Below are 25,097 nucleotides of genomic sequence, written 5' to 3' on the forward strand. Positions count from 1 at the left end.
CCCGCTCGGCGGCGAAAAAAAAAGCGCGCAATAAAATTTTTCGCATATAAATTTTCTGCACTGATATAATATTTGTAATTCAGAAATTTATTAATCATCAAGAGAGGAGCAATTCTCATGAAGTCGAAGAAGAGTATATTTTTTCTTGTGGCTGCAATCGCTATTATTTTCATAATGGTAAACACTCCCAGAGACAGCGATAATTCAATCACAGGAACAGGCACGGGCAACGGTTACGGCGGAAAAGATTCAATCACTGTAACAGTAACTCTCAAGGACGGCAAAATCTCAAATGTTACAGCATCAGGCCCCAACGAGACTCAGGGCATAGGCTCTAACGCGATCGAAAAAATGCCCCCGTTAATGGTCGAGAAAAATTCAATTACTGTAGACACAATTTCAGGCGCAACAATGAGCTCAACGGGAATTTTACAGGCAGCAGAAGCAGCACTCAAGGCCGCAGGAGTCAATCCTGAAAATTTCAAAGCAGCAAGCACACCCGCAAAAGCTGACAACGCACCCGCAAAGCCCGTAGAGGACAAAGAATTTACTACCGATATAGTAATCGTCGGTGCAGGAGGCGCAGGAATGGTCGCAGCAATCACAGCAGCAGACGCAGGAAAAAAAGTCATCCTCATCGAGAAACAGTCAATGGCCGGCGGAAATTCAGTCAGAGCTACAGGAGGAATGAACGCAACAAAAACACCTGAGCAGGACAATAACAAATTTACAGAAGATGCCGGGGTCGAGAAAACTTTAAAAGCTGCCGAAAAATTTGCTGACAATAAAGTAATAACAGAACTCGCTCAAACCGTAAAATCTCAATGGGACGCATATAAAGCAAACCCAACCGGATATTTTGACTCGGTCGAGTTAATGCAGCTTGATACTTTAATCGGCGGTCATGGAATAAATAATCCTGAACTCGTGAAAATTTTTACGTCAAATGCTGCCGGTGCTGTAGAGTGGCTCAAGACAATAGATATTGATTTAAGCTCGGTCGGTGCATTCGGGGGAGCGTCAGTAAAACGCATTCACAGGCCGTTAAACGAAGATAAAAAAGTCGTCTCCGTCGGTGCTTACATGATCCCGAAATTAGTAGCAGCCTGCAAAGCCCGTGAAAATATTACAATGTTAATGGAGACAGCAGCAGCAGGAATCTTAACCGACAAGGACGGCCAAGCAGCTGGAATTATCGCAAATAGTTCTGACGGCGGAAAAGTTATAATTCACGCAAAAGCAGTCATTCTCGCAGCAGGAGGTTTCGGCGCAAATTTGAAAATGGTCTCAATATTTAAACCTGAGCTCGAAGGCTTCATGACTACTAACGCACCCGGCGCAACAGGAGAAGTAATAACAATGGCTCAGACTCTCGGCGCAGCAGTTGTTGACATGAAACAAATTCAGATTCACCCGACAGTACAGGCCGATACAGCTTCACTCATAACTGAAGGACTCAGAGGCGACGGAGCAATTTTAGTTAATACGGACGGAAAACGCTTTACAGATGAGACCGGAACACGCGACGCAGTATCAGCAGCAGAAATCGCACAACCGGGGTCATTTTCGTGGCTGATAGTTGACTCAAAAATGGCAGACGCTTCAAATGTTATTAAGGGCTATATCTCAAAAGGTTTCACGAAAGAAGGCAAGACCTACGAGGAATTAGCAGCAAATATTGATATTCCCGCAGAAATTTTCGCAGAGACCATGAAAAAATGGAACAATTGCGTAACAAATCGAAGCGACCCAGATTTTAACAGAACAAGTTTTGCAGCTCCGTTAGACAAAGCACCCTTCTACGCAATCAGAGTTACAGCCGGAATCCATCACACAATGGGCGGACTAAAAATTGACGGCCAAACGAGAGTCCTTAAAGGCGACGGGACAGCGATTCCGGGACTCTTTGCGGCAGGAGAAATTACAGGCGGTATTCATGGCGGAAATAGACTCGGCGGCAACGCAGTAGCAGATTTCGTGATATTCGGACGTATCGCAGGACAGAACGCAGCCAATTTCTAACGATAAAAAATTTCATTGCCGGGTTGTGCTCATCAGCCCGGTTTTATTTTGTCCGTAAAAATATTGAACCTCCCAGTGCATATGCAAAGGAAGGCTTTAAATAAGGTAATAATATGACTTATGATATAACGCGCTTATTTTAGCACAAGATTTTATTTCGTGCGTCTTACTGCTTCTTTCATGATAACGTCGTGCGCTCCGCCTTCTATTAACGTAACCGGCGACACAAGGGTAATTTTTGCTTTCTCGCGCATTTCACACAAATTCAACGCCCCGCAATTACAGAACGTAGATTTTATTTTGCTTAATGTCTCAGTAACATTATCGCGCAAACTTCCAGCATAAGGCACATAACTGTCAACGCCTTCTTCAAATGATAATTTTACCTGCGACGAATCGCCAGAGTCGTAACGCTGCCAATTTCTAGCCCTTGACGAACCTTCACCCCAATATTCTTTTACGTAATTCCCGTTGACCATGACTCTATTTGTAGGACTCTCATCAAAGCGCGCAAAATATCGCCCTAACATGCAAAAATCTGCTCCCATTGCAAGAGCTAAAGTTATATGATAGTCCATTACGATCCCGCCGTCTGAACAAATCGGGATATAAATTCCTGTTTCCTTAAAATATTTATCGCGTTCTTGTGCGACTTCAATAACTGCTGTAGCTTGACCGCGCCCGATTCCCTTTGCTTCACGCGTTATGCAGATTGAACCGCCCCCTATACCGATTTTCACGAAGTCCGCGCCTGCCTCCGCCAAGAATCTAAAGCCTTCAGCATCGACAATATTTCCCGCACCGACTTTCACTTCATCGCCGTATTTATCGCGAATCCATTTAAGAGTCCTCCTCTGCCATTCCGTGAATCCTTCTGATGAGTCAATGCACAAAACATCTGCGCCCGCGTCAACTAATGCCGGGACTCTTTCCTCATAATCGCGCGTGTTAATGCCTGCTCCCGTTATGTAACGTTTTTTACTGTCAAGCAATTCTAAAGGGTTTTCCTTGTGCATGTCGTAATCTTTCCTGAATACGAACGCGACCATATTTCCTTTATCATCAATTACGGGAAGAGAATTTAATTTGTGCTCCCATAAAATATCATTTGCTTCACTCAAGCTCAAACCGTCATGAGCAGAAATAACTTTATCGATAGGAGTCATAAAATCGCGTACTTTCGAGTCTAATTCGGTGCGGCTGACTCTGTAATCGCGGCTCGTTACGATTCCTAATAATTTGCCCGTCAAGCTGCCGTCATGAGTAACTGCTACTGTTGTGTGTCCGGTTAATTCTTTGAGCGCAAGAATATCTTTGAGAGTCTGATCCGGCCCGATAGCTGAGTCATTTGCAACAAAGCCGGCTTTATATCTCTTCACGCGTTCGACCATTTCGACTTGTTTATCTATAGTTTGTGAGCAGAAAATAAACGAGATTCCGCCCTCACGAGCAAGAGCAATCGCCATATTGTCGTCAGAAACTGATTGCATTATTGCACTTGTGAGCGGGATATTAATAGAAAGGGGAGCTTCTTCACCCGCCCGAAATTTACAAAGAGGAGTCCGCAATGAGACATTTGACGGCACACAATTTTCGGATGAATACGTCGGAATCAGCAAATATTCCGAAAAAGTGTGAGAAGGTTCGCTATAAAAATAGGCCATGAAAAAATTTTCTCCTTTCAAATTATAAATATAATCAACAAAAATTTTTGCCCTGTATGATAACACATAATTTATATAAAAATTTTACGACTAATTAATGCGTGTATAATAATCTGCAAAATTAAATCATTATAATTCTTTAACAGGAGATGAAATTTTTTATGATACTCGGCACAATTCTATATCCTTCACGTTACAGCGGACTCGGTGAAGGCGTGAAAAAGGGTCTCGAATATATTGCAGAACATAGAAACGAGCTTGAAAATTTAAAACCGGGAAAATATCAGATCGACGGCGACAATATTTTTTTCGAGATTCACGAGGAAATTACGACCAAACCCGAAGAAAAATTTTTTGAGGCTCATAAAAAGTATTTGGACATTCACATAACTTTAACCGGCGAAGAATGGTTTGGCTATGCAATGATAAAGCAGCTGAAGGAAGCAAAGCCCTACGAGGAATCAACTGACACAGCTTATTATATCGGTGAAGGACTATATAATCAGGCTCCGGAAGGACATTTTATATTATTCATGCCCGAAGACGCTCACAAGTGCGGAATTTATTTCAACAATAAGGGCGCAGTCAAAAGTTTAGTCCTGAAAGTGAAATTATAAATGCCGGCCGATAATTTTTTTATGCAGGAAGCACTAAATCAGGCAAAAAACGCACTCTCGCGCGGTGATGTTCCCATCGGAGCTTTAATCGTTCATGATGACAAAATTTTATCGTCAGGGAGCGACAAAAAATTTCTTGACCCTACAGAACACGCAGAAATTATCGCAATCCGTTCATGTGCCGAGAAATTACAGAAATGGAATCTATCAGGCTGCACACTTTATGTAACGCTTGAACCTTGTCCGATGTGTGCGGGTGCGTGCGTGAATGCAAGAATCTCACGTGTAGTTTACGGCGCAAAAAATTTCAAGTCCGGTGCAGGGGGGACTCTCTACAATATTTTAAGCGACTCAAGATTAAATCACGTCTGCAAAGTTAAATCCGGTGTAATGGCCTCTGAGTGTCTGGAAATTTTGCAGGAATATTTTATCAGAAGGAGAAATAACAAATGCTGCCGACATGCTTAATTTCTGACCTAAAAATTTATCAGCCCGGAGAAAGCACGAAGCAGCTTGCTAATTCTCTTTCCTGCCCTGAACTCGCCGCGGGTGTACTTGACATGCTGAAGGGAAGCAGTGATTTAGACTCTTTGCGCGAATGGATTAGACCCGACTTCACGAAACAAATAGCAAATTTGAATCTCGGCGAATCAAGTAAGGCAGCAAAAATTTTATGGGACTCTAAAAGCTCTCTCGGCAATGTTTTAGTTTACGGCGATTATGACACTGACGGAATCTCTTCAACTGTTCTAGCAATGGAAATTTTCAGGAGCAAGGCCGCGCAGGTACGTTATTTTATTCCGAAAAGGGATGTTCACGGCTACGGGCTTAATGCTGATATTCTCGAAAAAATTACGTCAACCGGCTGCAACACTCTTGTAGTAGTCGACTGCGGAACAAATGACTCCGGAATGCTCGAAAAATTGCGCGACTCAGGAATAAATATTTTTGTGTTCGATCATCATTCAGTTTCTGCACCCGTTACGATTGATACGATTGTGAATCCCGTTTACAATTCGCAGGAGGAGTCGCAAAAAATTTGTGCAACCGCCGTATTATGGTGCTGGGCGTGGAAAGAAAATATTGTCTCGCGCGATTTCCTGAAATACGAAATTGATTTAGTAGCACTTGCCACAATTGCTGACTGTATGCCGCTTCATAATTTGAATCGTTCACTAGTAAGACTCGGCATGAATTTAATGCGCACTAATCCCCGGCGCGGTTTGAGTGCATTATTTGACTGTCTCAGCATAAATAAATCGCAATTAACAGAAGAACATTTGTCAATGCGTATAATTCCATGCTTGAACGCCCCCGGACGAATTGCAACAGCTGATGTAGGAGTCAGAGCTTTACTCGGTACCGGCAGCAATGACGCAATTTATTCGTGTGTAAATGAATTGACGCGCATAAATAGAAAACGTCAGACTCTCACTGAAACTATCGCGAAAACAATCGACGACGGACTCACAGAAGGAACAATTACTAACAAAGTTTTATATAATGACTCTTGGCCGATAGGTGTTCTTAGCGGTGTTGCGAGTCGAATCTGCGCACAATATAATATCCCGATTGCTTTAGCTGCACCCGTCGGACGTGATATAATTCGCGGAACTTTGCGAGTCCCTGAAGGCGGTGATGCAGTAGGAATTTTGCGCGAAATTGCAGAAAAGCTCGACGCATGGGGCGGACATAAATACGCAGCTGGATTTTCCGTAACTGTAAAAAATTGGCGCGAGGTCAGAAAAATTCTTGACTCAATGCTCGCAAATATCGAGATAATACCTGGCAGCTTGACTCCCGTTATAAATATTGAGCCTTCAGATATTACTATTTCAGATTGGCGGGCTGTCTCTGCTCTTGGACCGTTCGGAAATAATAACCCTTCGCCGAAATTTTTTGTTGATCCCGATATAAATCATACAGAAATTAACCCTATGGGCAAGGACGGCAAACACAGTTATATACGCGTGAACAATGCAAGATTATTAGCTTTCAACACGTCCGCAAAAGATGTCGCCGATATGTTAGAGAAGGGCGTTAAAGGCTGGATTTATCATCCGAGATTAGATTATTGGAGAAATGAGGAGACTCTGCAATTTATTATCGACTGCGCAGTAACTGACACAAAAGGAGGTGTCTAATTATGCCCGATGACGATGATAAAACGTTAGATACTTTAGAGATGGGCGGAGAAAGTTTTTCGTCAATTATGAACAGCGTTCCGTCAATCGAAGACAACTCTACAAATTATTTGCGTGAAATGTCAGACCTTAGGGACGAATTTTTTTCGCGCATACCGGCAGCATCACAGCAAGAATGCGTGCGTTCATTATGGCAGGAATTATGGACAAAATCTCTGTTATCATTAACGCCCGAACAGCTTCACACACTAGGAGAGGCGTTTGTTTTTGCTGCCATTGCCCATAAAGACCAGCTCAGGAAATCGGGAGATCCATATATAATTCACACGTTAAATGCTGCTTTGATTCTTGCGGGAATGAGACTCGATATTGCGACTCTTGTTGCTGCTCTGCTTCATGATGTATTAGAAGATACTGATGTAACTGATGAAGAATTATCGGCCAAGTTCGGCGAAGATGTATTAATGCTCGTGCAGGGAGTTACGAAATTAGCGGGCGATGAAGTCAAAAAATTTATGTCCCGTGAAGATCTGACCGGCGAAAATATTCGTAAAATGTTCGTTGTAATGGCGCAGGATATTCGAGTCGTGTTAATTAAACTTGCTGACAGACTTCACAACATGAGGACTCTTGACGTTATGAGGCCCGACAAGCAGCAGAGAATCGCACGTGAAACAATGGAAATTTACGCGCCTTTAGCTCACAGACTCGGAATCTACCAGATAAAAAGCGAACTCGAAGACTTGTCATTTATGTATTTGCAGCCCGATATTTACAAAGAGTTAGAGTTCAGAGTCAAAAAACGTCTCCCGAAAATGGAAGAAGTAATCAGCAAGGCTATAGCAGTACTTGAGGACAAATTACAGAAGGAAAATATCCCGTGCAGAATCAAAGGCCGTTCAAAACATTTTTACAGCATATACGAGAAAATGCAGCGTAAAAAATTATCGTTCGATGAGCTTTATGACATTTTAGCAGTTAGAGTCCTAGTTTCTGACGTGTCGACTTGTTATGCTGTTCTCGGAATCGTACATGCTTTATGGGTACCAGTGCCCGGACAATTTGATGATTATATTGCGACTCCTAAAAGCAACATGTATCAATCTCTTCATACAACTGTAATGGCGTTCGGTGTGCCGTTAGAGGTTCAAATACGTACTTACGAAATGAATCACTTTGCAGAATACGGAATCGCGGCTCATTGGGTCTATAAGTCAGGCGGCGGCAAAAAGTTAATCAAGGGTCTTGACGCAAAATTAATGTGGGTTCGTCAGGCTCTTGAGGCCGGGCAGGAAGGCGACTCTAAAGAATTTATGGAAGTCTTGAAGAGTGATATTTTGCTAACAAGTGAAGTATACGTTTTCACGCCTGATGGGAAGCCTGTAATTTTGCCAAATGGGTCAACAACTTTAGATTTTGCTTATTCTGTGCATACTGAAGTCGGAAATCACTGCGTCGGTGCAATGATTAACGGCCGTATAGTTCCCCTCAATACACAATTACACAGCGGCGACATCGTGAAAATTTTGACATCTCCTCAGGGCTCACCTTCTAAAGACTGGCTAAAAATTGTAAGTTCAGGCAAGACTCGCGCAAAAATTAGAGCATATTTCAGACAGGCAGAGAAGGCAGAACGAGACGAGAAAATCGAACGCGGCTGGAAATTAATAGAACGCGAGTTACGCAGACGGGGACTAAATGACGTTAAGCGCGAGGACTTCAGCAACATTGACGAGCAATTAATCGCAGTAGGATCCGGAACAATCGGCCCGGGTGCAGCAGCGCAGAAAATTTCACTCGCATATCTTCAGCATCATTCGCCGGAACCGCAATTAACTCCCGTTGAAATCGACAACACACCGCCGGTACGCAAGAACGAAATAAAATCTGATATTCTCGTAGAAGGCGAGTCAGGAGTAAGCGTTACTCTTGCAAATTGCTGTTCACCTGTTCCCGGTGATGAAATTATCGGTTACTCGACTTTAAAGCGGGGGATTACGATTCATAGAGCCGACTGTCCAAGCGTCAAGAAACAAAATCAGGATCACAAAATAAATGTAACATGGGCCGATTACGATAAAAGCATAATTCCAGGGCGCGACACAAAATATTACACTGCACGACTCAAAGCTGAAGCAATCGACCGCGACGACTTATTATCAGACGCAACAAAAGCAATAGGCCTTAACGGTTCGAGCATTCTCGGTATAAAGGCTTCAATCGTGGGTAATAGTTTAGTACGCATGATTATAGATATTAGAGTCAGGAATCTAGAGCATTTATACTCAGCTATTGCAAGATTAAACGAGGTTCGCGGAATTATGGAAGTTACAAGGGGGTAAATTATGAGATTATTAATTCAACGTGTAAAGCGCGCTTCAGTCCTGATAAACGGTCAAGAGAGACGCTCAATAAATCAGGGAATGTGCGTATTAATAGGCATAACAACAGGCGACAACGAGTCAAAAGCTAACTGGCTCGCAGAAAAAATGACGGGCTTGCGAATCTTTGAGGACTCAGACGGCAAAACAAATTTATCACTTTCTGACATCAACGGCGAAATTTTATTAGTCTCTCAATTTTCATTATATGCATCGTGCGCAAAAGGGAGACGGCCAAGTTTTACGGGAGCAGGAGACCCAAACGAAGCAGAAAAAATTTATAATTATTTCGTCGATAAAGTAAAATCATATGGCTTTAAGACAAATTGCGGGGAGTTCGGCGCAGATATGGAAGTAGAAATTATTAATGACGGCCCATTAACTTTTATAGTAGACTCTCCTGACAAATAATAAATTTTACGAGTGAAAGAAGGATTTATTTACATGAATTATAAACGGTTCCCGCTGGGAGCATTATGGACAAATAGTTTTTTATTCTGGGATGAGGACTCAAAGCAGGCATTTATTGTAGATCCGGGCGGAAAGACTAAGGACGTAAAAAAATTTCTCGCTGAACATAATTTGAATCTCACAATGATTTTATTGACTCATGGTCATATAGATCACATAGCCGGCATTCATGAGTTAGTGCCGTTTGTCGGGAATAATATTTATATAGGAAGTAAAGACGCTGACTCATTGCGTAATCCTTCAAAGAAATTGCAGGCTTTATTAGGTGTTCACTGCGACGGCATAAGCGATTTCAAAGAAGTAAAAGAGGGCGATATTATACATTTTCCCGGCTGTGAGATAAAAGTTTTAGAGACCCCCGGACACACTGAAGGCGGAGTCTGTTATTTACTTCAGGGACATAATATTTTAATTGTCGGTGATACTTTATTTGCTCAAAGTGTCGGCAGAACAGATTTAGAGGGCGGCGACGAAATAAAATTAGAGGCTTCATTACGCAGGCTCGATGAATTTCCCGACGGTTTAAGAGTCTTGCCCGGTCATGGCCCTGAAACGAGTATCGGTGCAGAGCGCGAATTAAACCCGTACTGGCCGAGATAGGGGAGCAGTCATAAAATGTTTAATAAAATTTTACCCGGTATGCTTGGCCACGATATTGGAATCGATTTAGGCTCGTCAAATATTGTTGTTTACGTGAAGGATAGAGGAATCGTGTTAAATGAGCCTTCCGCCGTTGCTGTACGAAAATTGCCTCGTGGCGGAGGTTTTGAAATTATTGCTGTCGGTCATGAAGCTAAAGAAATGGCCGGTAAAGTTCCAGCAGGAATTAATGTAATTTGGCCGATTGAGGGCGGAGTCATTGCAAATTTTGATGTTACTCAAGAGTTGATTAAACACTGTCTGCGAAAAGTTTGCGCCGGAAGTGCTTTTATGATTCATCCGCGAGTCGTTGTCTCGATTCCAGCAGAAATAACCGGAGTCGAACGTAAAGCAGTTGTTGACGCTACACTCGGAGCAGGCGCGGGCGAGGCTTATATCGTCGAGGAACCTATAAGCGCGGCACTTGGAGTCGGTCTTCCATTTGATAAACCTAATGGCTGCATGGTCATTGACATTGGCGGCGGAACAAGTGAAGTCAGCGTTATATCACTGGGAGGAATCGTCGTAACAAGTTCACTCAGGACAGCAGGCAAAATGATGGACGGTGCAATTTCTGCAATGATTCGCCAGCGTTATTCGCTATTAATCGGCGACACTACAGCGGAAGAAGTAAAGAATACAATCGGTTCTGCTTTACCCATGAGTCCGGAATTAGAGATGCACGTTAAGGGGCGTGATTTGTCCGACGGTCTGCCGAAAAGTGATATAGTCTCGTCAATTGAAGTGCGTGAGGCAATGGATCCTATTTTTGTGAGTATTGAAGATATGGTAAAAGTAGCTCTTGAGAAAATGCCGCCTGAACTCGCAAAAGATGTAGTCGACAGAGGCGTAATTTTAACGGGCGGGGTTGCTTTAATGAACGGTTTTGCGGAGAGACTCTCACGTGCGATAAATACTCCTGTAATAATTGCTGAGAAGCCGTTATATTCTGTTGCACTTGGAATCGGAAATATTTTAGACAATCTTGCGTCAATGCGTAGAATATTAAAATCTGTCGAACGCGGTTCACGTTAAATTAAGTTAATGGACAATTTTCGCAGTACTGCAAGAGAATGGGCGCACGGTTTAACAGCTTTGATTCTGGGATTATTTCTGCTGGGGATAAGTTCAGGACTCGGCATAGTGAAAAATATCGTTGATTTCTGGGGGGCTTTGCTGTCGATTCCTGAATATCCTGCTGTAATAATGCGTGAAATTTATATAAGCTGGCGCACACGTTCGAGAGATAAAAATTTTCTGAATGACGAAATAACCCGTTTGCGTGAAGAGAACGCTAAATTACGTCTTGACCTCGCAAAATTATCATCGAGTCAAAATTTTTTGCCCGTCAGCAATGATATAAGAATAGCGCGTGTTACTTTGCGTGCGCCAATGTCATGGTGGAATGAAATACGAATCGATCGCGGTGAACATGACAAAATTACTCAAGGCCTCCCAGTTTTCTATAACGGATATTTAATCGGGCGCGTTAGTTCAGTCTCGTTAATGTCGTCGTGGGTAGAATTAATTACATCTCCGTCGTTCTTGATTCCTGCTGTAATAGAAGAGACCCGCGAGCTTGGAGTCGTGGCCGGCGATGGTAACGGGGGAGTTGTTCTGCGTTATATTCCGGCGGCAAAGGGTGCAGCGCGTGCAGGAATGAAAATAAGTACTGCTATGATAGGCGAGCAATTTCCTTCAGGTTTGCCGATAGGGACTATTACGAATGAATTTACAGTAGGGCCGGACGGTTATGCGACGTACAGAATCGACACGGGCGCGGATTTGTCGAGATTTTTTACGGTGAGTTATTGACATGCTGTTAGTTACTTTATGGCTATTACAGGATTTATTGACAGTTTTCAGCGGCGGAGGAATGCAGATTCCCGGATTATTTATGCTTGGAGTCGTGTATAAATTGCTGCTTGACAAGAACGACGAAGACGGACTCTGGGCGGTTTGGAGTGCGTTTGCGGGCGGAATTTTATGGGATTTGCGGTGGGTAGGTATTCCCGGATTTTTCACGCTGGGATATGTTGCAGTTGTCATGATAGTTATACAAGTCTGGGCATTGATTCCGCCTCAAGGCCGAGCGTCGGGGAGCAGTTTATTAATTTTTGCGCTGTTAGAAATTTCGCAGTTATTGCCGCCTATGCTGCCTGTTTTGATATTGGGAGGACGTACGGGAGGAAATTTTTTCATTATGCAGCAAATTTATTCGTTACCTGCTATATTATTGACTCTGCATATTTACTCGCGAAAAGTTAAAGACTCGCAGAAATTGTGAAAGGGGAAATTTTTTATAACGTATGGAAATCTTAGACAGCAGACTCAAATTATTTATTTATTGTATGACTCTCTCAATGTTTATATTAATCGGCGGCTTATATTTCTGTCAGATATATCAAGGCGATAAATATATAAGGCTCGCTCACAGCAATAGATTACGGGTCATGAGGTTTGCTGCTCCACGAGGCGAAATTTTTGACCGCAACGGAGTCCCCCTCGCAGTAAATGACACGACATTTTGTATAATGGGTTACCCGTTAGATTTGAACACTCCTGAAAAATTAGAGAGACTCAGCAGAATATTAAAGCGTCATGGAATCCCGATGACCGTAGAAGATTTAGAGAAAACTATCAAGCAGCAGAGACTCGCCCCCTATCGAGTAATGCGAATCGTTCCTAATTTGACAATGCCTCAAATGGCCGAGTTAGTTGCAGATTACGAATTTCCCCGCGAATTATTCCCGTTAAGTGTATGGCGGAGGACTTATCCGGCCGGAAGTCTTGCAGCAAATGTATTAGGCTATGTCAGCGAAATATCAGAAGAAGAACTGCGCTCACGTTCTGAAGAAGGCTACACTGGCGGAGATTTAATCGGCAAATCAGGCATTGAACGCTCCTACGAGGAAATTTTACGTGGCAGACCCGGCCAAGAAGCTCTTGAAGTTGACGCACGCGGCAGAAAAATCCGCACACTTGACGCAAGCGACGCAGTAAAGGGTGAAGACTTGCATTTGACTCTCGATATGTCAGCGCAAAAATTAGCAGTCGACTTAATGAAGGACTACAAGGGCGCAATTGTTGCAATGGACGTTAAAAACGGTGAAATATTAGTATTAGCTTCAAGTCCCGTCTATGACAACAACACATTAACGTGGGGAGTATCAGCGCGCGAATGGAATTCAATAATTAATAATCCAGACAGACCTATGTTAGATCGCGCTATTGCCGGAGTTTATCCGCCTGCGAGTACGTTTAAGGCGTTTATGTCGATTGCTACACTTGAAGAGGACGTTATAAATACTTCTACAATGTTTGCATGTCGGGGAGGTTTGCGGCTCGGCTCTCACTTGTTCAAATGCTGGAAACATTCAGGACACGGGAGTCTAAATGTTATAGGAGGTTTGCAGCACTCTTGCGACGTATTTTTTTATCAGGCGGGACTCAAGGCTGGAATCGAAAGACTCGTGAAATGGGCTAGAAAATTTCATTTCGGCGAACCTACCGGAATAGATTTACCCGGAGAACGTGCCGGGATTCTTGCGGGGCCTGATTGGAAAGATAGAAGATTTCACACTCAATGGCTTAACGGAGACACAGTAAATTATTCAATCGGTCAGGGCTATGTATTGATGACTCCTTTGCAAATCGCGAGAGTTTATGCAGCAATAGCTAACGGCGGGAAATTAGTAACTCCGCATTTAAACCGGAAAAATTTTATAGAGCCTGAAGAAATCGGACTCACTCCCGAAAAATTAGCAATTGTTCAGAAGGGACTCGAATACGTTGTAAGCAGGGGCACAGGTTCGCGCGCAGGAAGATTCGGAATCAGCATAGCAGGCAAAACAGGAACGGCGCAAAATTCTCATGGGCCCGATCACGCTTTATTTGCGGGTTATGCTCCTGTTGAGAATCCAAGATATGTAGCAGTAGCAGTTGTTGAGGCAGGCCGCCACGGAAGTAGTGTCGCAGCTCCTATGGTTGGTCAGGTTTTAGCGCATTTATTGTCGCACTAAAAAATTTTTCACGATATGATTATGAAATCGTGTTAAATTTATTAAAGTCTTTCGGAAATGTGCATTTATAATTACGGGCGGGGAAAAAAACGGGTCGCACACATACAACAGCTCAACAAAGATATTTTGCCGTAGTTTTCCGAAAGTGTTTAATCATGTCCGAGAAATTATAACTATTTGCAAGAAAAAATTTTTTTGTTATGGTTCATTTGCGTGGAAAAATTTATAATTGCATTCATAAAAATATTTCTATATAATTCGTGAATAAATAATTTTTTCGGAAGGATGTTGACTCTACATGAATATGGTTGCAGAATCGACGCAAGCAAGCAAGCAAGCATATATTATCACAGCTTATAAAAATAATACAGAGCTAGTATTCAATACATTAATTCAAATGCTCGATCACCCCAAAAATGATATATACATTCAAATGGACGCGAAAAATAAATCATACGTTCCTGAAGATACATTAAAGCTCGTGAAGTTCAGCAAAATTTTTCATGCGCCTCGTATGAAAGTTCAATGGGGGAGTTATAGTCAAATAGTTTCTATTCTTGCAGCATTTGAAATGGCCTCTTCCAATGAGCATTACGAACATTATCATGTGATCACCGGACAGGATTTACCCATAAAGAAACAGGACGAGATTATAGACTTCTTTGAAGCTCATCACGGTATAGAGTTTATAAGTTTTCAGACTCCCAAAATTTTAGATACGTTTTTAGATCGTGTGAAATATTATTATTTATTTCAGGAATATATCGGTAAAGGCACTAAGAACAGAATCATTAATAAATTAAACTGGTATTCTATGCGGCTTCAAAAATGGCTTAATGTAGATAGAACGAAGGGAATAAATTTTCAAAAAGGGTCGGATTATTTCAGCATTACAGATGATCTTGTGCGTTATCTTTTGTCCCAGCGGAAATGGATTCGCAAAACATTTAAATATACAGTTATTCCTACTGAAGAATGCTTGCATACACTCGTTATAAATTCAGATTTTCGCAATAAACTTTTTCATCGTGAATTAGATAATTCGCGCGAATCTAATATGCGTCTTATAGATTGGCATCGCGGAGGGCCATACACGTTTACTATTAATGATCTCGACGAGATTAAAGCCTCTCCTTGTATGTTTGCTAGAAAATTTGACCCCGCAGTAGACGAGCAAATTATACACGAAATCAAGAAACTTTATTCATAAGCATAAAAAAATGGGTGATACTGGATTTGAACCAGTGGCCTCTTCCGTGTGAAGGAAGCGCTACTACCCCTGAGCTAATCACCCTTCAATAACTACCTAAAATTTTATCACACTTCACAAAAAATAAAATCCCCCTGACTCAACATCAGAGGGACAAAATATTTTTTCGCTTAAATCTTACGCATTAACGCCGATTTTAACGCCTTCGTAATCGTCTGAGTTCGTGAGCAGTAAAACAACTGTGTCCGGGTGTCCTGCTGCTTTAATTTTTTCGCGGTCGAACTTCATAATTTTTTGGCCCTTCTTGACCTTGTCGCCTTCTTTGACGAAATCTTCAAAGCCGTCGCCCTTCATTTCGACAGTATCGACTCCGACGTGAATTAATACTTCCATATCATTTGCGCCGCTTATGCCGATTGCGTGTTTGCTCTCTGCTACTGATGAGACTTCGCCGTCAATGGGAGCATAAACAAATTCGTCTTCAGGCTGAATCCCTACACCTTGTCCGAGCGTACCTGCTGCAAACGTAGGATCCGGAATTTCTGTATACGGGATAACTTTTCCGGCTGTGCACTGTGCTATGTCGCCTGCTGATGAAGTAATGACGGTTGCGAACTCTAAAACTTTTTCTTCAGTCTCAACTGGAGCAGCTTCGGGAACTGCTTCAACTTCGGGGGCTTCTTCCTTCCACATAATCCAAGAGAGAACAAATGCGATACCGCCGGAAATTGCTAATAAAATCGTGTATTGAACTGGCTGCTGAATCGTCAAATAACCGGGTATTCCTGTAACGCCGTATGCAGCTGCACCGATTCCGGAAAATGCGCCGTAAATTGCTCCGATTGTGCCGCCGATCATACCTGCAATAATGGGCTTGAAGAATCTTAAGTTAATACCGAAAATTGCCGGTTCAGTGATTCCGAGAGCTGCGGAAAGTGATGAAGGAATTGCGACAACTTTTGTGCGGTTGTTGCGTGCCTTGAGACCTACTGCGAGACATGCTCCGAACTGTGCGAAATTTGCCGCGCTTGCAATGGGCATCCACGTATTTAAGCCGCCTTCAACTGATAACATACCAGCTTCAATTACGTTATACATGTGATGCAAGCCCATTACGACCGTCCAAGGATAAATCGCACCCATTACGCCGCTTCCGATGGGATTCTTGACGAGGATTTTTGCGGCCTCAAGTACCCATGTCTCTAACTGCGAGAAAATCGGCCCAATAATAGTAAATGTGAAGAAAGTTGTAACTAAAACTGTAGTAAACGGGACGACAAACAAGTCAATCATTTCGGGTGTGTGCTTATGAAGCCATTTTTCAAGAGCGCACATAAACCAGACAGAAATTATAACGGGGATAACGTGTCCTTGATAGCCGACTTTCTGAACGTTGATAATGAAGTTAAGAATCTTGAAGTCCCATGTTGGAATCTGAGACATTGAGCCTACTACCCACGCGTTTACTAAATTTGCGTGAATCATAGCAAGACCGATTACTGCACCCAAGAAAGTATTTCCGCCGAAGACTCTAGCTGCTGAAATTGCAACGATGACGGGTAAATATGCAAATGCTGTGTTTGCTACCATGTCTAAGAAGTCATACCATGAAGTTTGCGCGAACTCCGGATAAACTTTACCCATTGCCTCGACAAATCCCATCATGAGGCCTGATGCAACGATAGCAGGGAGAATCGGCACAAAAACGTCTCCGATAGCTTTTAATACGCGCTTCCAAATGGGTTGTCCTGCTGCAGCTGCTGCTTTAACGTCGTCCTTTGTGGCTTCTGTCATGCCTGTAACGCTCAAGAATTCTGCGTAAACTTTATTGACTGTGCCTGTACCGATAATTAATTGCAATTGTCCGTTATTCTCGAACATGCCTTTGACTCCGTCGACGTTCTCAAGTGCTTTCTTGTCAACTTTGCCGTTGTCCTTGATCATGAGTCTGAGTCTCGTTGCGCAATGGGCTGCTTGTGTTATGTTATCGCGCCCGCCGATGTGAGAAACAATTTCTTCCGCACATTTTCTGTAATCCAGTGCCATTAATAAAACCTCCTGAAAAAGTTAAATTAAATTTAAATCCGCAAACGCCTTTGCAAGCCCGTCATCACTCACTGAAGGACACACAATATCAGCAAGTTTCTTGAGAGCTTCCGCACCGTTTGCCATACAGACGCTTGTACCTACTGTCTGTATCATTTCTAAATCGTTCATGCTGTCCCCGAAGCCAATAGAGTCGCTTATTGGAACTCCGAATTTTTTGCAGATAATTTCTACTCCTTTGCCCTTGTCGAATGCTTTATTAATAATTTCGCCGTTAATGCAGCGTGAGTCAGAGCCTCCGACTTTTACTTCTTGCACGACGATATTAAAATCGTTTCCCAGAGCCTTTTTGCAGTCGTCTAACTGTTCCATTTTTTGGCACATAATAACGACTTTATAAATTGGTGAGCCGTCATATTGACTCATAGGTTTAATGCCGAGATTCTCTGATAATGCTTTGCGCCAACGTTCTAACTCGCTATTGCCTTCGCCTTGACCCTTTAGGAAGTCGCCGAGATTCTCATCGCCCCAAGAACCTTTTTCGGCCTCGATTGTGCAAAAAACGCCGTTATCGTGAAGAGTCTTTAAAGCTATGTCTCTTTCTTTGTCTGTCATGGGGTGATCGAATAAAATTTCCTCGCAATTTTCCCCGACAGCTACATAACCGCCCGCACATGATATAACACCGTCAAATTTGTATTTGAGAAGCGGCTTTAACATGTCAGGATTACGGCCTGTGCATAGAAAAATTTTGTGTCCGTTTGCCCTTGCTTTGTTAATTGCGTCGACTGCGCTTTGAGGCGGGATATTTTCTCCCGGTTTTGTTAGTGTGCCGTCGATGTCAAGAAATATTAATTTCACTAGTTTTTGCCCTCCTTATATTTATAAAATTTTAAGCTAACCCGATTTCACGCCTTAATCCAGTAATAAACTCTACAGGGCGTTTTACTACTGCTGCGATCTGTTCATCTGAAAGCAGGCCGGATTTTATGAAATCGCAAATATTTTGCCTGATACCTTTTTCGATACCCTCTTTGTTACCCTTTTCGAGTCCTTCTTTGTTACCTTTTTCGAGTCCTGCTTTGAGTCCTTCTTCCTTGCCTGCGTCCCACGCTAATTCAAGTTCACCTTTGTATCTCATAGTCTTTAAGCTAACCCGATTTCACGCCTTAAAGCTCTAATAAACTCAATCGGGCGTTTTACTACTGCTGCTATCTGTTCATCTGAAAGCAGGCCGGATTTTATGAAATCGCAAATATTTTGCCTGATACCTTTTTCGATACCCTCTTTGTTACCTTCTTCCTTGCCAGCCTTGAGTCCCTCTTCCTTGCCTGCGTCCCACGCTAATTCAAGTTCACCTTTGTATCTCACGCCGTTTCTCCTTTCTTCAAATAGGGTGTCTACATATTCCCTAAATTCCAAACGATATTGAATATCGCTAAGACTCATGACTCTTTCAAGATACATGATAAACCCCCGCCGCTTTTCTTTGTCTAGTCCCCTGTCAGATAATAATTTTGCTATTTTCTTCATGTAGCCGACTTTGCTTTTATCTGACTTACGGTACTTGGCCGCAATCTTTACGGAATATATGAACAAGTCAACGAGGCTGTCTCCTGACAATAATTCTTCGTCGCTGAGTGCATAAGCCTTCACAATATTATATTTATACTCTATGGAAGTCCCGAATAAATCAACTTTGTAAATTCCCGGGTCTCCCTCGCGTTTTGGCCTGCCCGCTGTGAGTATAGCTAAAGCCGTCGGGTTCTTGCCGTAATGAATAAATAACAAGCAGTAATAACGGAACATCCTCAACGAAAAATTTTCTCCGCCCTTACCCTGAATCTCAATGTGAAGTAACACCCATTCTTCACCGCCGTTTTTGAGAAAAATTTTCAGCAGCTTATCTACATATCTTTTCGGGGTCTTGCTGTCGTTGTCATTGAATGACGCTAATATATCGTGAAGTTCTTTATCGAGAAATTCAGGTTCGCGATTCAAATCTGCCTTCTTATATAATGACGGTATAAATTTTTTGAGAATCTCCTGCCAGAAATCAGCAATAAAATCTTTCCAGAGTTCGTCATAATCAAACGCCTCTTGCTGTTCATCAGTTAAAATTATTGCAGTCTCTTCCGTCATGAGAGATTAATCCCTTCAATAAAATTTTTATGCCGTGAAAATATCTTGAATAGAGAAAATTATAATATCAAATTTTTATACAGGCAATAAAGAACGGTGTTATAATCACGCAAAATATTAAATTTCGGGAGCTTCTAAATTTGAGACTACATAATCATTCGCACAATATGGACATGCTTCACGGGTCTTTGCTGGACAAGATTCTAATTTTCGCGCTGCCTCTAGCATTCAGTATGATATTGCAGCAATTATTTAACTCGGCTGATGTCGCAGTCGTAGGAAGATTCGACAGTCCTCAAGCTATGGCCGCAGTAGGCAGTAACGGAGCAGCAATTAATTTAATGGTAAATTTATTTGTCGGACTCTCAATCGGCGCAAACGTAATTGTCGCAAAATATATCGGCAAGGGCGAGACACAAAAAATTCACGATGCAATTCATACATCAATAGCAGCAGCACTAATCAGCGGAGTAATTTTGCTTGTATGGGGCTTATGTGTGGCGAGATATTTATTAACTCTCATGAATACACCTGATGATATTATTGACTTAGCAGTTATTTACTTCAGGATTTATTTTCTCGGAATGCCGTTTATCATGTTATATAATTTCGGTTCTGCAATTTTACGCAGCAAAGGAGACAGCAGCCGCCCTATGTGGTGTCTTATTGCCGGAGGAGTCATAAACGTGATATTAAATTTGATTCTCGTGATAATATTCAAATTAAGCGTCGTAGGAGTTGCCGCCGCTACAGTGATTTCTAATATAATAAGCGCGTTGATGATACTTTATTATTTATTGCACGAAGAAGCTCCGTTTACGTTCAGATTTAAAGATTTGTGCCTGATAAAAATTTACATGACCCAAATTATAAAAATAGGGCTCCCTGCCGGCCTTCAAGGTATGTTGTTCTCGATCTCAAATGTAACGATTCAGACGGCCATAAACAGTTTAGGATCTTATGCGAGTGCGGGAAGTGCAGCGGCGTTAAATTTTGATTTCATCACATATTATTTTGTCGGAGCATTTACTCAAGCGGCCGTAACTTTCACGTCACAGAATTTCGGAGCGGGCGATTATTTGCGTTGTAAGCGGGTATTTAATTTGTCAATGCTTGCGGGACTATTTTTCACGGGGCTTGCGTGTTTTATCTGCGTTTTCTGGGACGAAGAAATTTTGCGGCTTTACACTACGAATCCTGAAGTAATGCATTATGCACGTGTAAGAATGATTCACGCGGTTGGATTCTTGTGGTTGTGCAACGTTTACGAGGTTCCCGGAGGAGCTTTGCGCGGGATGGGATATTCGACTCTGCCGACTGTAATTATATTGCTGGGGTGCTGTGTTTTGCGTATTGTCTGGTGCTGGACAATTTTTGCGTACATGAAAGATTTTGCGGTCTTGATGGACGTTTACCCGGCCTCATGGACTATAACGGGAATTGCGACTCTTATTGCATATTATTACGTCAGGAAAAAATTATTTGTGTAAATTATTAATTATTTGCGGGGGATTTGATTTCTTGTATGAGATTCTGCAAGATTTCAAGTATTCCCGCGTCGTTAATGCCTTCAGCTTGTTTTACGAGCAAATATAATCTGTCCTTCTGTGAACGTGTTAAAAGCTCTTCTATTATGAGAATCTGCCCGCGTAACTCTTTAAATTTCTGAGCTGTATCAACTTTTGATTTAATTTTCCCGCCGTCAGAACTTGCAGCAATTGCCGCGCCCTTTGCGATTAAGTCATGATTTATTTCGGGAGTTAAATTTAATTCGTCAGCAAAAATTTTCGTTACTGCCTTAATATTACACATTCCGCCGGTTAAGATGACTCGTTCAGGCTTGTATATTCTGAAAAATTTTTTTGCAGTGTGTGCAGCCCGCTTAATTTGAAAGTGTATCAACCTCTCTAAATCTTCACGGAAAATTTCAATTCCGCGCCAGTTAATAGACTCGTTTTCTGACAGTGAAATTTTTATCTGTTCTGCCTTAGTGTTGTCGATAAGATTCAGATTCAATCTTTCGCAGAGCCATTCAGAAAAAGTTTTGTCGATTATATTTCCGCTGAGGTCAGAAATTATTTCGCTGTCGAGAATCTCATTATCATCAATAACTGACATAGAAAATTTTGATGCTCCGAAATCGCAGATTAAAGCGCTTCCCGTGTCGGAATAAATTAATGCCTCGTTAGAATCAATTATATTTACGTCATCAAAGCCAGAACGCCCGGCAATTTTTATAATTTCGTTGCGCTGACTTTTGCTGTAATTTTCCGGAACTGCGATAACGCAAGCTGTTACAATGTCGTCTAAGAAAATTTCTGACTCTTCGCGAAGTGCGTTGATGTCAAAGCCTTCGAGTCTCGCCGTTATTCTTCCGGAGTGAGCAGCCTTTAAATATTTTGTTCCTGCGTCAATGCCTATAGATAGTTTTTCTTCTGTCATAAAATTTTACTGTCCCTCACTTGCAAAAAATTATTTCTCATATGACCGCCTTTAATATTCCGTCTGACTCGCTGACTGCCTTTGCTGTGATTATTTCGCCGCGATTCAAATTTTCGCCCTCGCATACTGCCTCTATATAATTTTCTGTATGGCCGAAATTTTCGCGTTCGATTAATATTTTAACGTCTTGGCCGATAAAATTTTTCACGTAATTATTATATAGTTCACGTCCTAATTTTATAGCTTGTGAGACCCTGAAAATTTTTGTCTCGTGTGAGATTTGATTTTGCATTATTGCCGCCTGAGTCCCTTTCCTGATTGAATACGGGAAAACATGAACGCGCCCGAGTCTTGACTCTCGCATAATATTTAGAGTGTGATTAAATGCTTGTTCGCTCTCACCGGGGAAGCCTATTAATATATCGCTTGAAATATGCAAATTTTCGCCGAGTTTTTTCCGTGCATTACCGCAAATTTTTATGAAATCGCCAGAAGTATAACCCCTTCTCATGAGTGATAAAATTTCGTCGTCCCCGCTCTGTAACGGCAAATGCAAATGATGACAGAACGACTCGCAGTCAGCTAGTGAGTCAAGCAAATTATTATCGAGCGAAAAAGGTTCAAGAGATCCGAGTCTTATTCGTTCAAGTCCGGGAATCTTTGCTGCCTCGTTAATTAATTGTGCAAGTGAAAAATTTATGTCCCGTCCGTAAATCCCTAAGTGAATCCCAGTAAAAATTATTTCCTTCGTGCCATTGTCGATTAAGCGTCTTATCTCGTCAAGAATGCTGTCAATTGGGCGGCTTACAGGTCTTCCGCGCAAAAATGGAATTATACAATATGTGCAAAAATGGTCGCAGCCGTCTTGAATCTTCATAAATGCGCGTGAATGCATGACGGGTGAATTAATCGCGAGCTCCTCCCATTGTGAAGGCTCAAATATATTTTGCGTTCGTAAATCCTGAAAACTTGAGTCTTTCAACGCAATTTTTGACGCAATAATATCCGGTAAAATATTTTTACTCTTGGAACCCGCTAATAAATTTATTCCCAGTGAAAGAGCTTCGGACTTGCCGAGACTTTGACTCCAACACCCGCAGACAGCAAGAATCTTATCAGGTGCTAGAGTCTTTCTCACGCGCCTAACTAATTGACGGCACTTTTTATCAGCTTCACCAGTTACCGAGCAACTAACTATTACGGCAGCATTTATATTTTCGCTGAGATCTTCTGTAATGTCATATCCCATTGACTTAAGCGCGCCCGCAATAAATTCGCCCTCACAGAGACTCGAACGGCACCCGAAAACGTGAATATAAATTAACCCCATGCTTTGACCGCTCTGCATCCCCACCAGTCCCCGAATCTTAATTCTTTCTCGATCTGCATACCTGACGAATTAAGAACAGAAATAAAAGTGTAGCTCTCTACGTTTGTCATGCCTGAAAAAATTGCGAATCCCTTAGGCTTTAAGACTCGTTTTACATCGGGCAGCATTGCTAAATTCGGATTCAGCAAAATATTAGCCGTCAATAAATTCACTTGGCCGCGAAAATTTTTTAACAAGTCAGCAACTGAAAGCTCGCAAACTTTCGGGTTAATGCCGTTGAGATTCATATTTCGTTTAGCTTCGTCAATAGTATCCGGGTCAATGTCGCGCGCTATGGCCTTATCTGCTCCGAGCTTTAATGCAGCAATAAATAATATTCCTGTTCCTGTGCCTACATCGAGAATAACATCACCGCTTTTAACGACTTCTTCAAGCAGAGTCAGAGCTATTCTTGTGCTCTCGTGATAACCTGTTCCGAATGCGCTTGCAGGAAAAATATAAATCGGAGTCCTTCCCGGTTTAATTTCTTCTTTTGCGTGCCAAGGTGCCATAACGACGAGACTTTTTCCGACATTCAACGGCGGAAACGCGTCAAAGTGCTGACGTTCCCAAGGCTGATTACTTGTCTTGTAACATCGTGATAAATCAACGTCTTCAAATTCTGAGTCTTTCAACACATTTTCAGCGTTATATAAAACGTCGTCGATTCCTCTTGAGCCGTCATAATCTGCCCGCATGAATAAACGCCTCCCTCCTGTGTAATCATGTTCGTAAAAGAAAAATGAGCCTATCGAGTCCGTTAATGCTGCAATAGTGCTTAATTTTTCCTCGTTTATATCACTATTTTTGTGCGATACGGGGACGCTAAATTCTATTGTCCACCAGTAAATATTTTTCTCGTCTTGAGATTTCTTATAGCTTTCTAATTCGTCCATGTTAATTTACCATTTGAGTCCTAACTCTTTGAGCTGATTTTTTGCTATCTCGTTGCCGTGCCTGGCTGCTGATTTCCACCATTTTACGGCCTCGTCGTAGTCCTGCTTTACTCCATATCCGTATCTGTACATGAATCCTAAATTTTTTTCTGCGCTTGCGTGGCCTTTGTCTGCTGCTAATTTGTACCATTTGAAGGCTTCTATATAGTCTTGTTTGACTCCGTGTCCGTCATAGTACATGTTGCCTAAACTATTTTGTGCCGATAAATTATTTTGTTCTGCTGCTGCCTTGTACCATCTGACAGCCATAAAATAGTCCTGCTTGACCCCGTAGCCGTTATAGTACATGTGTCCGAGATTGCTTTGTGCTGCTGCGTGATTCTGTTCTGCTGCTGCCTTGTATAACTTGAATGCTTCAGAATAATTTTTCAGGACTCCGCGCCCGAAATAATACGCATTACCTAAATTATTTTGTGCGATTGCGTAATTTTGTTCTGCCGCTAATTTGTACCATTTGACGGCCTCGAAAAAATCTTGTCTGACTCCACGCCCGTTATAGTACATATTTCCAATAATATTTTGAGCTTGAGCGTGATTTTGTTCTGCCGCCAGCTTATACCATTTTAGAGCCTCTTTATAATCCTGCCTGACTCCATAGCCGCTGTAGTACATATTGCCTAAATTATATTGTGCTTGTGAGTGATTCTGTAAGGCTGCTAATTTGTACCACTCGACGGCCTCAAAATCGTCCTGCTTGACTCCGCGTCCGTAATAGTACATGTCGCCTAAATTATTTTGTGCGGGTGCATAATTTTGTGAAGCTGCTAATTTGTACCATTTGACAGCCTCAAAATAGTCTTGCTTGACTCCCGTGCCTTTGCAGTAAATATCGCCTAAAATATTTTGTGATACTGTGTCGCCGCTCTCTGCCTTAATTATTATATCTCTGGAAATTTCCCCCCATGCAGGAACAGCAGCTAATAAAGTAATTATTAACAGTGCAGAAAATTTTTTATACATTTTTGTAGCCCT

Annotated in this window: 22 protein-coding genes and 1 tRNA gene; 13 read left to right on the forward strand and 10 right to left on the reverse strand. The window is 42.0% G+C overall.

Annotated elements, in window-relative coordinates:
• The first annotated feature begins 117 nt into the window (after positions 1–117).
• The gene (locus IJT21_09450; protein MBQ7578477.1) at positions 118–2,022 is read left to right on the forward strand and encodes a flavocytochrome c; all 1,905 of its coding nucleotides are present in this window, start codon (positions 118–120) and stop codon (positions 2,020–2,022) included.
• Between the two features lie 152 nt (positions 2,023–2,174).
• Here IJT21_09450 and IJT21_09455 read toward each other — a convergent pair whose 3' ends face one another.
• Positions 2,175–3,686 carry an IMP dehydrogenase gene (locus tag IJT21_09455; GenBank protein ID MBQ7578478.1) on the reverse strand — a complete coding sequence of 504 codons (1,512 nt, stop codon included), beginning with the start codon at positions 3,684–3,686 and terminating at the stop codon, positions 2,175–2,177.
• Positions 3,687–3,847: 161 nt separating this feature from the next.
• Here IJT21_09455 and IJT21_09460 point away from each other — a divergent pair, with 161 nt between their 5' ends.
• The 11 genes from IJT21_09460 to IJT21_09510 all read left to right on the forward strand — a co-directional run bounded on the left by IJT21_09460 (position 3,848) and on the right by IJT21_09510 (position 15,170).
• Entirely contained in the window at positions 3,848–4,303 is a 456-nt protein-coding gene (locus IJT21_09460; GenBank protein MBQ7578479.1) for a YhcH/YjgK/YiaL family protein, read from the forward strand.
• A 21-nt stretch (positions 4,304–4,324) separates the two neighbouring features.
• The gene (gene tadA / locus IJT21_09465; GenBank protein ID MBQ7578480.1) at positions 4,325–4,771 is read left to right on the forward strand and encodes a tRNA adenosine(34) deaminase TadA; all 447 of its coding nucleotides are present in this window, start codon (positions 4,325–4,327) and stop codon (positions 4,769–4,771) included.
• Positions 4,753–6,447: a DHH family phosphoesterase gene (locus tag IJT21_09470; GenBank protein ID MBQ7578481.1), complete on the forward strand. Its 1,695-nt coding sequence runs from the start codon at positions 4,753–4,755 to the stop codon at positions 6,445–6,447. Before tadA ends, IJT21_09470 begins: the two co-directional genes overlap by 19 nt.
• A 68-nt stretch (positions 6,448–6,515) precedes the next feature.
• A complete protein-coding gene (locus IJT21_09475; protein MBQ7578482.1) occupies positions 6,516–8,789 on the forward strand; it encodes a bifunctional (p)ppGpp synthetase/guanosine-3',5'-bis(diphosphate) 3'-pyrophosphohydrolase in 2,274 nt (757 codons plus the stop codon).
• A gap of 3 nt (positions 8,790–8,792) precedes the next feature.
• The gene (gene dtd / locus IJT21_09480) at positions 8,793–9,239 is read left to right on the forward strand and encodes a D-tyrosyl-tRNA(Tyr) deacylase (GenBank protein ID MBQ7578483.1); all 447 of its coding nucleotides are present in this window, start codon (positions 8,793–8,795) and stop codon (positions 9,237–9,239) included.
• Between the two features lie 33 nt (positions 9,240–9,272).
• Positions 9,273–9,899: an MBL fold metallo-hydrolase gene (locus IJT21_09485; protein MBQ7578484.1), complete on the forward strand. Its 627-nt coding sequence runs from the start codon at positions 9,273–9,275 to the stop codon at positions 9,897–9,899.
• A gap of 15 nt (positions 9,900–9,914) precedes the next feature.
• Positions 9,915–10,973, forward strand: coding sequence for a rod shape-determining protein (locus IJT21_09490; protein MBQ7578485.1), 1,059 nt, complete (start codon positions 9,915–9,917; stop codon positions 10,971–10,973).
• A 9-nt stretch (positions 10,974–10,982) separates the two neighbouring features.
• Entirely contained in the window at positions 10,983–11,753 is a 771-nt protein-coding gene (locus IJT21_09495; protein ID MBQ7578486.1) for a rod shape-determining protein MreC, read from the forward strand.
• Position 11,754: 1 nt separating this feature from the next.
• Complete coding sequence (locus IJT21_09500; protein MBQ7578487.1) at positions 11,755–12,225, forward strand: hypothetical protein; 471 nt, start codon at positions 11,755–11,757, stop codon at positions 12,223–12,225.
• Between the two features lie 22 nt (positions 12,226–12,247).
• Positions 12,248–13,960 carry a penicillin-binding protein 2 gene (gene mrdA, locus IJT21_09505; protein MBQ7578488.1) on the forward strand — a complete coding sequence of 571 codons (1,713 nt, stop codon included), beginning with the start codon at positions 12,248–12,250 and terminating at the stop codon, positions 13,958–13,960.
• Positions 13,961–14,258: 298 nt separating this feature from the next.
• Entirely contained in the window at positions 14,259–15,170 is a 912-nt protein-coding gene (locus tag IJT21_09510) for a hypothetical protein (GenBank protein ID MBQ7578489.1), read from the forward strand.
• An 11-nt stretch (positions 15,171–15,181) separates the two neighbouring features.
• Here IJT21_09510 and IJT21_09515 read toward each other — a convergent pair.
• From IJT21_09515 to IJT21_09535, 5 genes are all read right to left on the reverse strand, one after another.
• Positions 15,182–15,254: transfer RNA gene (locus tag IJT21_09515), tRNA-Val, on the reverse strand.
• Between the two features lie 93 nt (positions 15,255–15,347).
• On the reverse strand, positions 15,348–17,216 hold the full coding sequence (locus IJT21_09520) for a PTS glucose transporter subunit IIA (GenBank protein MBQ7578490.1): 1,869 nt from the start codon (positions 17,214–17,216) through the stop codon (positions 15,348–15,350).
• Positions 17,217–17,237: 21 nt separating this feature from the next.
• On the reverse strand, positions 17,238–18,077 hold the full coding sequence (locus IJT21_09525; GenBank protein ID MBQ7578491.1) for an HAD family phosphatase: 840 nt from the start codon (positions 18,075–18,077) through the stop codon (positions 17,238–17,240).
• 31 nt (positions 18,078–18,108) lie between these two features.
• Entirely contained in the window at positions 18,109–18,357 is a 249-nt protein-coding gene (locus tag IJT21_09530; GenBank protein ID MBQ7578492.1) for a hypothetical protein, read from the reverse strand.
• Between the two features lie 5 nt (positions 18,358–18,362).
• Positions 18,363–19,358 (reverse strand): hypothetical protein, encoded by a 996-nt coding sequence (locus IJT21_09535; protein ID MBQ7578493.1) that lies wholly within the window; start codon positions 19,356–19,358, stop codon positions 18,363–18,365.
• A gap of 167 nt (positions 19,359–19,525) precedes the next feature.
• Between IJT21_09535 and IJT21_09540 the strand changes: the two genes are divergently transcribed.
• Positions 19,526–20,848 carry an MATE family efflux transporter gene (locus IJT21_09540; GenBank protein MBQ7578494.1) on the forward strand — a complete coding sequence of 441 codons (1,323 nt, stop codon included), beginning with the start codon at positions 19,526–19,528 and terminating at the stop codon, positions 20,846–20,848.
• A gap of 4 nt (positions 20,849–20,852) precedes the next feature.
• Here the strand turns inward: IJT21_09540 and IJT21_09545 are convergent, their stop codons facing one another.
• Genes IJT21_09545 through IJT21_09560 form a run of 4 tightly spaced genes read right to left on the reverse strand, consistent with a single transcriptional unit; the run spans position 20,853 to position 25,085 of the window.
• Positions 20,853–21,800 carry an Hsp70 family protein gene (locus IJT21_09545; protein ID MBQ7578495.1) on the reverse strand — a complete coding sequence of 316 codons (948 nt, stop codon included), beginning with the start codon at positions 21,798–21,800 and terminating at the stop codon, positions 20,853–20,855.
• A 37-nt stretch (positions 21,801–21,837) separates the two neighbouring features.
• Positions 21,838–23,148 carry a MiaB/RimO family radical SAM methylthiotransferase gene (locus IJT21_09550; protein MBQ7578496.1) on the reverse strand — a complete coding sequence of 437 codons (1,311 nt, stop codon included), beginning with the start codon at positions 23,146–23,148 and terminating at the stop codon, positions 21,838–21,840.
• Positions 23,121–24,065: a 50S ribosomal protein L11 methyltransferase gene (locus IJT21_09555; GenBank protein ID MBQ7578497.1), complete on the reverse strand. Its 945-nt coding sequence runs from the start codon at positions 24,063–24,065 to the stop codon at positions 23,121–23,123. The genes IJT21_09550 and IJT21_09555 overlap by 28 nt, the downstream gene beginning before the upstream one ends.
• A 6-nt stretch (positions 24,066–24,071) precedes the next feature.
• Positions 24,072–25,085 (reverse strand): SEL1-like repeat protein, encoded by a 1,014-nt coding sequence (locus IJT21_09560; protein ID MBQ7578498.1) that lies wholly within the window; start codon positions 25,083–25,085, stop codon positions 24,072–24,074.
• Between the last annotated feature and the right edge of the window lie 12 nt (positions 25,086–25,097).

This window comes from Synergistaceae bacterium, assembly GCA_017443945.1.
Classification (GTDB): domain Bacteria; phylum Synergistota; class Synergistia; order Synergistales; family Aminobacteriaceae; genus JAFUXM01.